The following is a 13,955-nucleotide window of genomic DNA, read 5'->3' as shown; positions in this document are numbered from 1 at the left end:
CAGGGAGCACACTATGAGAGGGCGCGCTTGCCGTTTCGCCAATGGACTCGACGCGCACTACGAAGCGAGCGCATAAAAAAGTCCCCGTGAATCTTCATCCACGGGGACTTCGATCACCTGCATGCAGGCGCTTTTTCACGCACTCAAACATCAGGCATGGTTAAACACAACAGCGCCATGCCGACGCCTGAGTCGTGCGAGCAACGCGTTCAGGCTGCCGCCGCGTCCTTCAGCTTCTTCAGCGCGCGTGTCTTGATGCGCACGCTGGCCGGCTTGGCCGGGAACCAGCGCTCTTCACCCGTGAACGGGTCCTTGCCGAAGCGCTTCTTCTTCGCCGGCACAGCCTGCACGACGATCTTCAGCAGACCCGACAGCGTGAATTCGCCAGCGCCCTTCTTGTGCACCGTGCCGAGGATCGTGTCTTCGAGCGCGGCCAACACGGCCTTGGCGGTCTTCGGTTCCACTGCAGCGCGTTCAGCGAGGTGAGCTGCCAACGAGGCCTTCGTGAAGGTGTCCTTGATCGGCGACGGTGCGCCAGACGCCTTCACGGCGACCTTCTTGGCTGCGACGGCTTTCTTCGCAGGAACTTTCTTTGCAGCAACCTTCTTGGTCGGTACCGGGGCAGCAGCCTTCTTGGCCACCTTTTTTGCGGAAGTCGGCATGTTTCTCCTACCTGTTGTGGTCAGTGAATTGCTCGAAGCGCACACCGTATGTGCACGCTTCAACGCCGGATTCTACAAGCGCTAAAGCGATTTGCGCGACTCTTTTATGTATTGCGATGAAGTTTTTTGCGCGGCGCCGACGGTGCAACACGTTTTAGTCCCTGTTTTAGCGCCTAAAACGTGCGTGGCGAGCTCTTTGACATGCAGGAGTAACGCTCGTTACAGTTCGTTTCGGCCGTGGATTCGAGGTGGTTGCGTCGGGGCGAGCCGGTGTTTTCGCCCCTTGAAACAGGGCATTTTCTTCGTTTGACGCGTCAAGCAACGCACCCCCCAACGTTTCGACGATGCCTGCGCCTCGCTTGCGGCGAGCTCCGTTTCAGCGTGCGATGCGCTGCAGGATGTCGGCGAGCGTCGTCAGCGCCGTGTCGATATGTTCGGCCGCGATGCTGCCATAGCCGAAGATCAACCCAGGCTGCGGTGTCACGCGATGGTGAAATGGCGCGAGTCCATAGAGGCCGATCGACGCTTCACGCGCGGCGGCAACGAGCACCTCTTCGCCGAGCGACGCCAACGGCCCCTTGAGCCGCGCCGCCAGATGGATGCCGGCGGTCGGCACGATCGGCTCGAACCAGCGCGCGAGAGCGCCTTGCAGATGCTCGAGCAGCATCGCGCGGCGGGCCGCGTAAGCCTTGTGCATGCGCCGCAGATGGCGCGCGAAGTCGCCATTGAGCATGAACGACGCGAGCGCCGTTTGCGTCAGCGTGCAGCCGTGACAATCGGCGATCTGCCGCGCCTTCAGCAGCGGGCCGTGCAACGACGCGGGCGGCACCAGGTAGCCGATGCGCAGCTCGGGGAAGATCGTCTTCGAAAACGTGCCGACGTAGGCGACGAGGCCGGCGCGATCGAGGCTCTTCAGCGGCTCCATCGGCCGGCCTTCGAAACGGTACTCGCAGTCGTAGTCGTCCTCGATGATGACCGCGCCGCGCTTTTGCGCCCATTCGAGCAGTTCGACGCGACGCTCGAGGCTCATCGGCATACCGAGCGGAAACTGATGCGAAGGCGTCACGTAGACGAGCCGTGCCTTGTCCGGCAGCTTGCCGACGATCAGGCCTTCGCGATCGACCGGTACCGGCACCACGCGCGCGCCGGTCACCTTGAAGCATGCATGCGCGGGCGGGTAGCCGGGGTCTTCGATGGCCGCGATTTCACCGGGCCGCAGCGTGATGCGCGCCATCAGATCGAGCGCGTGCTGCGCGCCCTGCGTGACGATCACGTCTTCCCAGTTGCTCGACACCGCACGGTTGAAAGCGAGGTAGCGCGAGATCGCGAGCCGCAGCTGCTGCTCCCCCGCGGCGTCGCGATAGGTGCCGGGGCTGCGCGCCTGGCCGCGTAGCGCGTGATTCACGCAGCGGCGCCAGACGTCGAAGGGAAACAGCGTCTTGTCGGTCGCGCCGCCGATGAAGTCGAGCGGCGACGGCACCGACGGCCGCGGCAACGGCAGACTGTCGGGCATCTGCTCCCACAGCGGCTGCGCGCGCGCGGCGGCCTTCGCTTGCGCGGCGGCCCGCGCGCGCGAACGAGCCGCCGCGCGCGCGTGGGCGGAACGCTCGGCCGGCAACCGTTCGAGTCCGTCGGCGACGAAGGTGCCCGAACCGGCGCGGGCGCTCAGATAACCTTCTGACAGCAGCCGCTCGAATACGTCGAGCGTGGTCTTGCGCGACACACCGAGCTGCGTCGCGAGATCGCGCGTGGACGGCAGACGCGTGCCGCCGGCAAGGCGCCCTTCGAGAATGCCCGCGCGCAACTGCCGATAAATCTGTCCGGACAGATCGTGAGGGCCTTCGACCGCGATGTGAATGTCCATTCGGGTGGTTACCTCAAATAACGGCGAAATGGTTATTTCGACCGACCAGTGACGAACGCAAGCTTACCGCCACGGACGCCCGACGCGCGAACGCGCGGCGCTCGAATCGACGGAGGCGCTGACGCTGGTCGCGCAAACGCGCGTGCCGGATACGGTATGGGACGCGGTGAAGCCGCATTTCAGCGAGCAGGAAATCAGCGACCTGACGCCGCTGATCATTGCGATCAACGGCTGGAACCGCATTGCGGTCCCGTTCAGGAAGATGCCGGAGTAGGCAGCGGCGCGTCTTCGCGGAGCTTCAGAAGATCACGGAGACCGCCACCGCGAGCCAGATCGCGGTCACGCCCGCGAGAAACAGATGCCGCGCGATACGCACGCGTGAGTCGCTGTTCTCCGGCTCGACGGGACTCGTCGCCATCCATGGCACGAGGCCCAGGCACGCGAAGCCGGTCAGCGCGAGCACAAAGACCACGACGTCGGCCTTGTGCCAGGCAGTCGGCTCATACATACCCCAGTAGCCGAGAAACACGATGCCGATCGAGAACACGGTCGCGGAAGCGGCGCTGAGCGCGGGCACCGATCCAGTTGGAGCCGGCATGCTTGACCTCCGATCGTCAGGTTGCGGCGGCGCTCGCGTGCGTCGCGCCATCCGCCCGATCCGCGTTCGCGTCGGCCGCGGCGAGCCGTCAGGAAGTGCGGGTCTGGCGAGCTTCGTACGTCTTCAGATGACTATAGGCGATGCGCAGCAGCGACACGCCGTGTTCGCCCTTTTGCGCGTCGCCGCCGCGCGAGATCAGGTCGCCGAGGATATGATCCGCCTCGGTGTGCGAGCGGTTTTCGACGTCGCGCAGCATCGACGCGGTCAGCGGCGACGGCGTCAGCAGCACCTGGGTGGCGCGCACCTCGAAGTCCGCGGCCATCGTGAAGCCGTTGTGCTCGGCCGCCGCGCGGCATTCGCCGAGCAGATTCTCAATCACGCGCTTGCCGTCCGGCGCAGCCAGGATATCGCCGACCGAACCGCGCATCAAGCACGTACTCGCGGCCAATGTGGCGAGGAACACCCATTTTTCCCACATGCGCAGCAGGATGTTGTCGCTGATTGCGACGTCGAAGTTCGCGCCGGACATTGCATCGGCAATCGCCTCGGTGCGCTCCGAGGTGCCGCCCACGAGTTCGCCGAACGTGATCGCGTGCATGTCGTTCAGATGCACGATGTGCTGCTCGGCATCGAGCGTCGCGGCGATCACGCACTGACCGCCGAGCACGCGCTCCTTGCCGAAGCTCGCGGTCAGCACGTCGATATGGCGCATGCCGTTGAGCATCGGTAGGATCAGCGTGTCTTCGCCGACGAACGGCGTGAACGAATCGATCGCGTCGTCGAGACTGTAGGCCTTGCAGCTCAGCAGCACGAGGTCGAACGGCTCGGCGGCGACACCGGCCAGTATCGTCTTCACGTCGGGCAACTGGAGATTGCCGCGCGGGCTGTCGATGACGAGGCCGTCGCTCCGTAGCTTTTCCGCGCGACCGGCGCGTACGAGGAAGGTCACGTCCTGCCCCGCCGCGGCCAGACGTCCGCCGAAATAACCGCCTACCGCGCCCGCTCCTACTACCAGAATTCGCATCTTGAGCCTCTTGAAAGATTTCGATTTGCCGATCATGCGCGTCGCTGGCGGACGCATCTTCATGGTGCCGCGTATTCGGTGCTTGTGCAGGAATGTAGCAAAGATTGGGGGATCGGTTCAGCGTCACGCGCCTCGCTGCCTTCACTGCGCCGCCACCGTTTCCCCCTGCTCCCACCCGCCCCCCAGCGACCGGTACAGCGCGATCGCCGAAAGCGCATGCTCGCGACGGGCCTGGTTGAGCGACTCCGAGTCGCGCAGATACGCTTCCTGCGCGTCGAGCACATCGAGGAAGCTCGACGCACCGCCCTTATACAGCTCGGTCGACAAACGCAGCGCGTGATTCGACGCATCGAGCGCACCGGCCAGGCGCTGCACCTGCACCGCGCCGCTGACGAGATCGCTGCGATTGTCCTCGACTTCCTTCAGCGCCTGCAACATCGTCTGCTGCAAGCCGAGCTGCGATTCGCGCATGCGGCTCTCGCTCGCGTCGATGTTCGCGGTGATGCGCCCGGCGTTGAAGATCGGGCTCGTCGCATTCAACGCGGCGCTGAACAGATTGTCGGTCAGCGTCGGCAAGCCAAGGTACGACGATGCGAGCAGCCCATTCGTCAGGTTGATCTTGAACTGCGGATAGCGCTGCGTCTTCGATACCCCCACTTCCGCCGCACGCTGTTCGACGAGCGCATAGGCGGTGCGCACGTCGGGTCGATGCAGCAACGCGTCGGACGGCAACACCTGCGGCGCGCTTTGCGCAGGCACCGGAATCTCGCGCGCGTTGGAAAGCAGCAGCGTATCGAGGCTTTCCGGCGTACGCCCCGAATACACGGCAATCAGACTCAGTTGATGCTGCACCGCCGATTGCATACGCGGAATCTGCGCCTGCAAGTCCTGCAACTGATTCTGCGCGCGGGCGACGTCGAGCTGCGTCGACAGGCCGTAGTGCAGACGCTCCTGCGTGAGCTTCAGCGCGCGGCTGCGAATCTGCTCGTTGTCGTCGAGGATCTGCAATTGCGCCTGCGCCCAGCGTAGATCGATATACGCAGCCGCCGTGTTCGCGGCGAGCGCGAGCCGCAACTGATTCAGCGCCGCAACGCTACCCGACACCTGCGCCTGCGAGGCGAGCACCGCGAGACGTTCGCCGCCGAACACGTCCGGCGTCCAGCTCGCGGCGAGGCCGAGGCCGGCCTGGCGCACATAGCCGAGCGGCGGCGGCGTGTTCTGCCGCTCGGTCGATGCGCCCGCGTTCGCATTCAGTTCCGGCAGCAGCGCCGCGCGATTCTGCGTCACCAGGTCCTGCGACTGCTTCACGCGTTCGGCCGCGGCCCGCACGTCGAGGTTGCCGGTCAACACCGATTCGATCAGCTGATGCATGACCGGGTCGCCGAATTGCGCCCACCAGGCATCGGTGTTCACGCTGTCTTGCGGCGCGTCGACACTCCACGCGGCCGGCGCGAGCGTCTGCACCGTATGCGGCAAATCCGCGTGCGTCGCGGGTTGCACGGCGCAGGCCGCGAGCGTCAGGAACGCCGCGCTCGCCAGTAACTTCATCACGATTCGTTTCATGTTGGTCTCCTAATGGGCATCGGGCGGGGGCGCGCTGTTGCCGAACGGGCGCGAAAACAGCACGCTCAGCAAGCCGACCACGAAGCACAGCGCAACCGCCAAAAAGGCGTCCGAGAATGCGAGCACCAGCGCTTCGCGCATCAATGCCGCGTGCAATTCGGCGAGCCCCGCACTCGCGGCGTTCAAGACATCACCACCAACGGCCGACAGATACTCGGCCTGCTTCTGCAAGATCGATTCGACGACCGGACGGCCCGCATTCAGATGTTCGTCGAGCCGTTCGTAGTGCAGGTTCAGACGGTCGTTCAACATCGTGCTGCTGACCGCGATGCCGATCGCACCGCCGAGATTGCGCATCAGATTGAACAGCCCGCTCGCGGAGCGCAGCCGCGACGGCGGCAACGCACCCAGCGCCATCGTCACGATCGGCGGAATACAGAACTGCTGGCCAATTCCGCGCAACGCTTGTGGAATCAGCAACTGCTGCCAGCCCCATTGGTTCGTCAACGGCACGTACAGATAGCAACCGATGCCAAACAGCGCGAGTCCGAACACCATCAGCATGCGCATATCGACGAAGCGCGCGAGCGTCGAGTAGGCGGCCAGCGCGAGCAACTGAAAACAGCCAACGGACAGCAACGAGAGACCAATCTGCAACGAATCGAAGCCGCGCACGCGCGCAAGAAACACCGGCGTCAGAAACACGGTGCAGAAGATTCCGATCCCGGTAATGAACGACAGCAGACTGCCGATACCGAAATTGCGCAACGCCAGTGCGCGCAGATCGACGATCGGTTCCTTCGCGGTGAACGCATGCACGAGGAACAGAAACCCGCAGATCGCCGCGACCCACGCGCACAGCACGATCACGTCGTCGCCGAACCAGTTTTTGCGCGGTCCCTCTTCGAGCACGTATTCGAGGCAACCGAGAAAACCCGACATCAGCAAGATGCCGAAGTAGTCGCCCTTTTTCAGCAAGGACAGATCGACCTTGTCGATATGCACGTACTTCGGCACCAACAGCGTGACGGCGACGCCCGGTACCAGGTTCAGATAGAACAGCCAGTGCCACGACCATTGCGACGTGATCCAGCCGCCGATCACCGGGCCGATCGTTGGCGCAAGCGAAGCAAGCGCGCCGATCGTCGTCGATGCTATCAAACGCTGCTTGCCGGGAAACAGCACGAACGCGGTCGTGAACACGGTCGGAATCATTGCGGCACCGAGCGCGCCTTGCAGACCGCGAAACAGGATCATCGAGTTGATGTCCCACGCGAGACCGCACAGCATGCTGGTGACCGTGAAGCCGAACGCGGAGAAGGTGAAGACCCAGCGCGTCGAGAACACGCGCGTGAGCCACCCCGACATCGGAATCACGATGATCTCCGCGATCAGATACGAGGTTTGCACCCAGGAGAGTTCATCCTGACTCGCGGACAGTCCGCCGCCAATATCTCGCAGCGACGATGCGACGATCTGGATATCGAGCGTCGCCATGAAAAAGCCGACGCACATCAGCGCGAATGCGAAGACCTTGGTGCGGGTCGGCTGGTCGGCGGGGTTGTCAAAAGCGTGAGTCATGATCGGTTCATCCCTGCGCGGCCAGATGGCCCGCATCGAGGTGCACTTTCACGGTCGCGGACAGGCCCGGACGCAGCACGCCCTGCATGTCCTTCGGCACGTCGAGGCGCACGCGCACCGGCACGCGCTGCACGATCTTCGTGAAGTTGCCGGTCGCGTTTTCCGCGGGCAAGACGCTGAAGGTCGCACCGGTCGCCGGTGCAAGACTGTCGACCACGCCGTGCAGCGTTGTGCTCGACGCATCGAGTTCGACGTCGACGCTGTCGCCCGAATGCATTTTGCGCAGCTGATCTTCCTTGAAGTTGGCGTCGATCCATAAACCGCTCGCCGGCACGACGGTCAGCAGCGACACGCCCGTGTTGGCGAGCAGCCCAACGCGAGCGGTGCGATTGCCGACATAGCCATCGATCGGCGAGCGGATCGTCGTGTACTCGACGTTCAACGCGGCGACGCGCTGCGCGGCCTGCGCGGTCGCGATGCGCGCTTTCGCGTCGCCGATCTGAGCGTCGAGCACCGCGATCTGGCGTTGCGCCGCGAGCAGCGCCGCGCTGCTGCGATCGACCGCGGCGCGCGCTTTGGCCAGATCGGCGTCGGCCTTCTCGACGACCTGGTTCGACACCGCGTCGTCTTTCACCAGCTCGCGATAGCGCGTCTGGTCGGCGGCGCTGCGTGTGAGCTCGGCGCCCGACGCGCGGACCTCGGCGGCCTGCTCGTTGATCGCCGCGAGTTGCAGTGATTTCTTCGCTTCGAGTTCGGTGACGGCGGCCTGCGCGCTCTCCACTTCAGCACTGGCCTGGGCGAGGCGCGCGTCGTAGTCGCGGGCATCGAGACGCACGAGCACCTGGTTGGCGTGCACGAACTCGTTGTCGCGCACGAGCACGTCGGTGACGAAGCCGTTGACCTTCGGCGCCATCACCGTGACGTCGCCGCCGACGTACGCATCGTCGGTGCTCTCGACGAAGCGGCCGACGAAGAACCAGTACGAAGTGGCAAGCGCCAACACGACGAGAACGGAGAGGATCGCGAGCAGCATCCACGGGATACGCCGCGCCTGTCTGACGGGTTGTACCGCGCTTGGCGGCGCGACGGTCGAAGGAGTTGTGGACATGGTGTCGATATGTGCGTATGCACTCTTCAGATTGAAAAAAACGGCGCAGTGCGCCGGCCTCCGCTATCTTCAGCGTTTATGTCAAAGCGTATCCCGGGTGATCGCAAACAGCTCGGTGCGCAGCGCAGCCGCGCGCTCCTCGCCGAAGCGGTGCTCGAACTCGGCCTGTGCGACATACCAATGAGCCCGGCCTGCGTCTTGCCTCTCTTCGCCCGCGGCGGTCAGCGAGATCAGCAGCGCGCGCGCATCCGCGCCCATCGCCTCGCTCGACACCAGCCCGTCGCGTCGCAGCGGTTGAATCGTACGGACCAGCGTGGTGCGCTGCATGCGCATGGCCTCGGCAATCTGCTTCATCGTCATCGGACCGGTGCGCTTCAGGCGCCCCAGCAGCGAAAACTGCGTGATGGTCAGCCCGACATTCGACAGGTGCCGGTCGTAGATCTGCGATACGTGACGCGCGGCCTGGCGGATCGCAAAGCAGTCGTCGTCGAAAAGCGCTTCCATTCGCTGCACTTCCTTTGCTCGTTAGTGCATATGCACATTAAGAGCCGTCATAAAACCCGCCGAAGCGGGTTCCTGCGCGCGATCTAACCGGTGATGCTGAACAGCTCTGTACGCAGCGTCTTTGCGCGGGCGCGGCCGAACTTCTTTTCGAATTCGTCCTGCGCGGCGCGCCATGCGACGGAGGCCTGATCGAACGTCGTCTCGCCTTTTTCCGTCAGGCTGAACAGCAACGTGCGGTTGTCGTGGTCCGCCGCCTCGGCCAGCACGAGGCCGTCGCGCTGCAGGGGCTTCATCGCGCGAACCAGCGTGGTGCGCTCCATCACCATCGCCTCCGCGAGCTCCGCCATAGGCAGGTTCGGTGTGCGCGCGAGCTTCGCGAGGATCGTGAACTGCGCAGCGGTCAGCCCGACGCTGCCGAGATGGCGCTCGTACATCTGCGTGACGTGCCGCGCCGCCTGGCGCAGCGCGAAGCAGTTGCATTCGTCGTAGGAGAGAGGACGGTTCATGGAGCGAAGTTTATGTGTGCATATGCACTGTGTCAAGTTTTTCGAATGGCAACGGGCAAATGCCTCACCCGTTGCGCTACGGCGGCCTTCATCTTGCGACTTGCCAGCTGTAATTGTTATGTTATAACATGACTAAAAATTGGCGCTCCAGTCCTGCCGTTTTTCACGCGGGCCACTGCGACGTCCAACAAAATTCGTCCGACCTATGAGCGGACAGTCCATGCTCAACGACCACTTATGACCCTCATCGCCATTACCGTTCCCATCGAAAAGTAGGCCTGATCGACGGGCCTGCTATCGCGCGTCGTCAACCTCCAGTTCGCCCGTCCTTCCCCTGCCGGCCAGGGGCGAGGTGGGCGAGCTTTTGCCGAACGCTTCTGTTCATCAACGCATCGTCCATAGCTCGAGCAACAACAATGAAAAAACGCACACTGACCGCACAGGCGGCGATCGTGTTCTGTACCGCCATCTCGAACGCATGGGGCGCGCCAGGCAACGCCATATTGACGGGCACGGTCTCCGATCCCGCGGGCCATCCCGTCGCTCACGCGAAAGTCGAGGTACAGGACGCGAGCGGCGCCTCCATCGGCGCGTCGAGCACGGACACGTCGGGCCACTTCTCGATCGACGGCGTGGCGCCCGGCACGTATGCGGTCGTCGTCACCGCGGCCGGTTTTGCAAGCGGCAGCAGCATCGCGACCGCCCAGTCCGCCGCCCCGGCGAGCGTCAGCGTACAACTGCAAAAGAGCGACACACTCGACGTGCAGGTCAACGCACAACGTCTGAACGCTGCCCGCAACGGCTTGCTGCCCGAAACGGGCAGCAGCGTCTATCGCTTCACGCAGGCGGACATCGACACGATGCCGGCGGGCGCGAACACGCCGCTCAATCAGGTGCTGCTGCAAGCGCCCGGCGTCGCCAACGACTCGTACGGCCAGTTGCACGTGCGCGGCGAGCACGCCAATCTGCAATACCGGATCAACGGCATCATCATTCCGGAGCCGATCAGCGGCTTCGGCCAGTCGCTCGACACGCGCATCATCGATCAATTGAACCTGCTCACGGGCGCCCTGCCCGCGCAGTACGGCTACCGCACGGCCGGTATCGTCGACATCCGCACCAAATCGGGCGACATGGGCAGCGGTGGCTCGATCGACGTATTCGGCGGCAGCCATCAGACCGTCAAAACGAGCGCCGACGTGTTCGGCAGCGAGGGACCGTTCAGCTACTACCTGAGCGGCTCGCTCGGCATGAACAATCTCGGCATCGAGAATCCGACGGCGAGCGCCAGTGCGATTCACGATCACACGCGCCAGGGCGATGCATTCGGCTATCTGTCGTATCTGATCAATCCGCTCACGCGTGTGAGTCTGTTGTTCGGCGCGACCAGCAACCAGTTCGAGATTCCAAACACGCCGGGGCTCACGCCGAACTTCGCGCTCAACGGCCACAGCACGTTCGATTCGTCGCAACTGAACGAAACGCAATCGGAGCTGAACAATTTCGCGGCGCTCGCGCTTCAAGGCACCAACGGCGGCGCGCTCGATTACCAGGTCGCCTTCTTTACGCGCTATACGCGCACGAAGTTCAACCCCGATCCGATCGGCGACCTCATGTTCAACGGCGTGGCATCGGAGGACTTCCATAGCAACACAGCCAACGGCGTGCAGGTCGATACGACCTGGCGCATCAACGACAGTCACACGGTTCGCACGGGCGTCTTCTTCCAGCAGGAACACGCGGTATTCGACAATAACGTGTCTGTGTTCCCCGCCGACGCGGACGGCAACCAGCTCTCCGACGTGCCCTTCAACATCCAGGACAGCAGCAGCAAGACCGGCTATCTGTACAGCCTGTACGCGCAGGACGAATGGAAGCTGACCGACCGGCTCACGCTGAACTATGGCTTGCGCTACGACCGCATGGACGAGTACACGAGCGCGAGCCAGTTGAGCCCGCGCGTCGGCCTCGTCTACACGCTCACGCCGTCGACGACGCTGCACGCCGGCTACGCGCGCTACTTCACGCCGCCGCCGTTCGAACTCGTGTCCGGCTCAACGATATCGAAGTTCGACGGCACGACGAATCAGAGTTCGGTAACGCAGAACGATCCCGTAAAGCCGGAACGCAGCCACTATTTCGATCTCGGCATCACGCAGAAACTCGGCCCTGCCGTCACGCTCGGACTCGACGCGTACTACAAGAAATCGACCGACCTGCTCGACGAAGGACAGTTCGGTTCCGCTTTGATCTACGCGCCGTTCAACTACCAGTACGGTAGAACGTATGGCGTCGAATTCACCGCCAACTACAAACAGGACAATCTCTCCGCGTATCTGAACCTCGCGTATAGCCGCGCGCAAGGCAAGAACATCAACTCCGCGCAGTTCAATTTCGGTGCGGACGAACTGGCGTACATCTCGAACAACTGGGTGTACCTCGATCACGACCAGCGCGTGACCGCATCGTTCGGCGCGGCATACGACTTCCACCAAACCACCTTCACGTTCGACGGAATCGTCGGCTCCGGCCTGCGCAGCGGCTTTGCGAACACCGACCGCCTGCCCGTCTATGCGCAGTTCAACCTCGGCGTAATCCAGCACTTCAACGAGCCGATGATCGGCAAGTTCGACGCGCGTCTGGTGGTGATCAACGCATTCAACCGCGTGTACCAGTTGCGTGACGGCTCGGGCATCGGCGTCGGCGCGCCGCAGTACGGTCCGCATTTCGCGGTTTATGCGGGCGTGACCAAGTACTTCTGATCGACGGCAGGGAGAACCATCATGCAGGAATGGACAGGCTTTATCGCGGCGATGCGCACCGGCGGATGGATCATGTATCCGCTCAGCGTGCTCGGCGTGCTCGCATTGACCATCATCATCGAGCGGGCGTATGTGTTTGCCCGCTTCGCAAGCGCACCGGCGCGTGTTTTGCAACCCACGTCGTCAGCCGATGACAACCGTCTCGACCGTCTCGCCCCGCACCACGCGTTTCGGCGCATGGCCGCACCGTGGCTGTCGGAATCAGACTCGCCGCTGTGGCTGCGCGAGGCGTCGGCGCAATCGATCGCATCGCAGATCGAGCGCGACATGGGCCGCGGTCTGTGGCTACTGGAGACGATCGTCACGGCGGCGCCGCTGCTCGGCTTGCTCGGCACGATCGTCGGGATGATGAAGTCATTCCAGCTGTTCGGCGGCAATGGGCTCGTCGATCCGGGCGGCGTCACGGGCGGGGTGGCGCAGTCGCTGGTGGCGACCGCGATCGGACTCATCGTCGCGGTCTTCGCACTGTTCGCGTTCAATTATTTTTCACGGCGGCTCGAGCGTCTGATGGATGAACTCGAACTGTTCGCCAACGCGCGACTCAGCGCGCTGCGCCTGCAACAAGAGGCGCGAGGCGAGCGCTGATGAAACTCAAACGCTCGCGCGCCTCGCGGCGCGGCCGCATCGAAATCATTCCGATGATCGACGTGATGTTCTTTCTGCTCGCGACCTTCATGCTCGCCTCGCTGGCGATGCAACGTCTCGACGCGGTGCGGATCAACCTGCCTTCGGGACGCGCGCAGCCGATCAGCACAAGCGAGCCGCTGACGATATCGGTGAACGGCAACGACGAGGTCTCGGTCAATCGCCACGTCGTTCGCGCGGATCAGATCGAGCCTGAAGTGAAGCGCCTGCTGCGCGCGGACGGCAACGTCGTCATCGCGGCCGACGATCACGCGGGTCACGGCGCGGTCGTGCAGGCCATGCTCGCGGCGCGACGCGCGGGCGCCGAACACTTTCTGATCGCCGTGCATCGTGATTAAAGCTTGCCGCGAGCTGTTCGGGGGACACGTTGTGGGACCGCTGCGTACCGCCGTCGCTTGTCTGATCTCGCTGGGTATCTGGCTTCTGGTGCTGGCAGCGCTGTCGTCCGGGTTGCTGAAGTCGAGTCAGCCAGCCCCACCGCCTGCTCCACTGGATATGCGCGTGGTCGTGCTCGACGAGCCTGCGCCGCCTGAATCCCGTCCGTCGCAAACTCCGGTTGCGGTTCCAGCGGAACAGGCGCCACGGCACGCGCAGACGCAATCGCGTACCTCAGCGCATCGCCCGGTGCCGCCTGTGCCAACCAGGCCGCAGACGCTGACGACGCCCGCTGCCGCAGCGCCGTCGGCACCGGTTGCTAGTCAGGCACAACGCCCGTCGCAAGATGATCCGCCGGAACAAACGGCCGCCGCGGGATCGCAGCAATCATCAGCACAGCGCGACGCCGCTCCAGCCACCTCGGCAAGCTCCAACACCGCCGCCCGCTCCATATCGCAACCGCTACCGACGCTGCCCGACGACTTGCGCGAGCAGGCCTATCAGACGATCGCGACAGCCCGCTTCACGATCCACGCCGACGGCTCGGTCGATGTCGAGCTCATTCACGCGACGCCGAACCCCCGTCTCAATCAGCTGCTGCTCGACACGTTGCGGCGCTGGCGCTTTTTTCCCGCGCTGCGCGATGGCCAGCCCGTCGAAAGCACGCAAAACATCCGCGTGCATTTCAACGTCAGTTGAACAG

13 protein-coding genes and 1 pseudogene are annotated in these 13,955 nt (G+C 63.8%); 5 read left to right on the top strand and 9 right to left on the bottom strand.

Translation table 11 applies throughout. The features are described from left to right. Positions 1-209 precede the first annotated feature (209 nt). Both HDG37_RS10210 and HDG37_RS10205 read right to left on the bottom strand, forming a co-directional pair. Positions 210-662: an HU family DNA-binding protein gene (locus tag HDG37_RS10210; protein WP_184046617.1), complete on the bottom strand. Its 453-nt coding sequence runs from the start codon at positions 660-662 to the stop codon at positions 210-212. A gap of 376 nt (positions 663-1,038) precedes the next feature. Beyond that, a complete protein-coding gene (locus HDG37_RS10205; RefSeq protein WP_184046615.1) occupies positions 1,039-2,526 on the bottom strand; it encodes a PLP-dependent aminotransferase family protein in 1,488 nt (495 codons plus the stop codon). 85 nt (positions 2,527-2,611) lie between these two features. Between HDG37_RS10205 and HDG37_RS39165 the strand changes: the two are divergent. Then, a pseudogene (locus HDG37_RS39165) lies at positions 2,612-2,800 on the top strand (carboxymuconolactone decarboxylase family protein); the annotation flags it as partial. 24 nt (positions 2,801-2,824) lie between these two features. Here HDG37_RS39165 and HDG37_RS10200 read toward each other — a convergent pair. From HDG37_RS10200 to HDG37_RS10170, 7 genes are all read right to left on the bottom strand, one after another. Then, complete coding sequence (locus tag HDG37_RS10200) at positions 2,825-3,124, bottom strand: hypothetical protein (RefSeq protein WP_184046613.1); 300 nt, start codon at positions 3,122-3,124, stop codon at positions 2,825-2,827. Between the two features lie 88 nt (positions 3,125-3,212). Beyond that, positions 3,213-4,148 (bottom strand): 2-dehydropantoate 2-reductase, encoded by a 936-nt coding sequence (gene panE, locus HDG37_RS10195; protein WP_184046611.1) that lies wholly within the window; start codon positions 4,146-4,148, stop codon positions 3,213-3,215. 141 nt (positions 4,149-4,289) lie between these two features. Further along, entirely contained in the window at positions 4,290-5,711 is a 1,422-nt protein-coding gene (locus tag HDG37_RS10190; RefSeq protein ID WP_184046609.1) for an efflux transporter outer membrane subunit, read from the bottom strand. A 9-nt stretch (positions 5,712-5,720) separates the two neighbouring features. Next, positions 5,721-7,292, bottom strand: coding sequence for a DHA2 family efflux MFS transporter permease subunit (locus HDG37_RS10185; protein ID WP_184046607.1), 1,572 nt, complete (start codon positions 7,290-7,292; stop codon positions 5,721-5,723). Positions 7,293-7,299: 7 nt separating this feature from the next. Further along, positions 7,300-8,400 carry an HlyD family secretion protein gene (locus HDG37_RS10180; RefSeq protein WP_184046605.1) on the bottom strand — a complete coding sequence of 367 codons (1,101 nt, stop codon included), beginning with the start codon at positions 8,398-8,400 and terminating at the stop codon, positions 7,300-7,302. Between the two features lie 81 nt (positions 8,401-8,481). Next, positions 8,482-8,904, bottom strand: coding sequence for a MarR family winged helix-turn-helix transcriptional regulator (locus HDG37_RS10175; RefSeq protein ID WP_184046603.1), 423 nt, complete (start codon positions 8,902-8,904; stop codon positions 8,482-8,484). An 83-nt stretch (positions 8,905-8,987) separates the two neighbouring features. After that, on the bottom strand, positions 8,988-9,410 hold the full coding sequence (locus HDG37_RS10170; protein WP_184046601.1) for a MarR family winged helix-turn-helix transcriptional regulator: 423 nt from the start codon (positions 9,408-9,410) through the stop codon (positions 8,988-8,990). A 416-nt stretch (positions 9,411-9,826) separates the two neighbouring features. Between HDG37_RS10170 and HDG37_RS10165 the strand changes: the two genes are divergently transcribed. The 4 genes from HDG37_RS10165 to HDG37_RS10150 all read left to right on the top strand — a co-directional run bounded on the left by HDG37_RS10165 (position 9,827) and on the right by HDG37_RS10150 (position 13,951). Further along, a complete protein-coding gene (locus HDG37_RS10165; protein ID WP_184046599.1) occupies positions 9,827-12,172 on the top strand; it encodes a TonB-dependent receptor in 2,346 nt (781 codons plus the stop codon). A 21-nt stretch (positions 12,173-12,193) separates the two neighbouring features. Then, the gene (locus HDG37_RS10160; protein WP_090807159.1) at positions 12,194-12,817 is read left to right on the top strand and encodes a MotA/TolQ/ExbB proton channel family protein; all 624 of its coding nucleotides are present in this window, start codon (positions 12,194-12,196) and stop codon (positions 12,815-12,817) included. After that, on the top strand, positions 12,817-13,215 hold the full coding sequence (locus tag HDG37_RS10155; protein WP_184007118.1) for a biopolymer transporter ExbD: 399 nt from the start codon (positions 12,817-12,819) through the stop codon (positions 13,213-13,215). The genes HDG37_RS10160 and HDG37_RS10155 overlap by 1 nt, the downstream gene beginning before the upstream one ends. 157 nt (positions 13,216-13,372) lie before the next feature. Then, entirely contained in the window at positions 13,373-13,951 is a 579-nt protein-coding gene (locus HDG37_RS10150) for an energy transducer TonB (RefSeq protein ID WP_260334538.1), read from the top strand. Positions 13,952-13,955 lie beyond the last annotated feature (4 nt).

The sequence above is a fragment of the Paraburkholderia sp. MM5384-R2 genome (genome assembly GCF_014201025.1).
GTDB lineage: Bacteria > Pseudomonadota > Gammaproteobacteria > Burkholderiales > Burkholderiaceae > Paraburkholderia > Paraburkholderia tuberum.
This window is presented reverse-complemented; position numbering and strand designations above follow the sequence as displayed.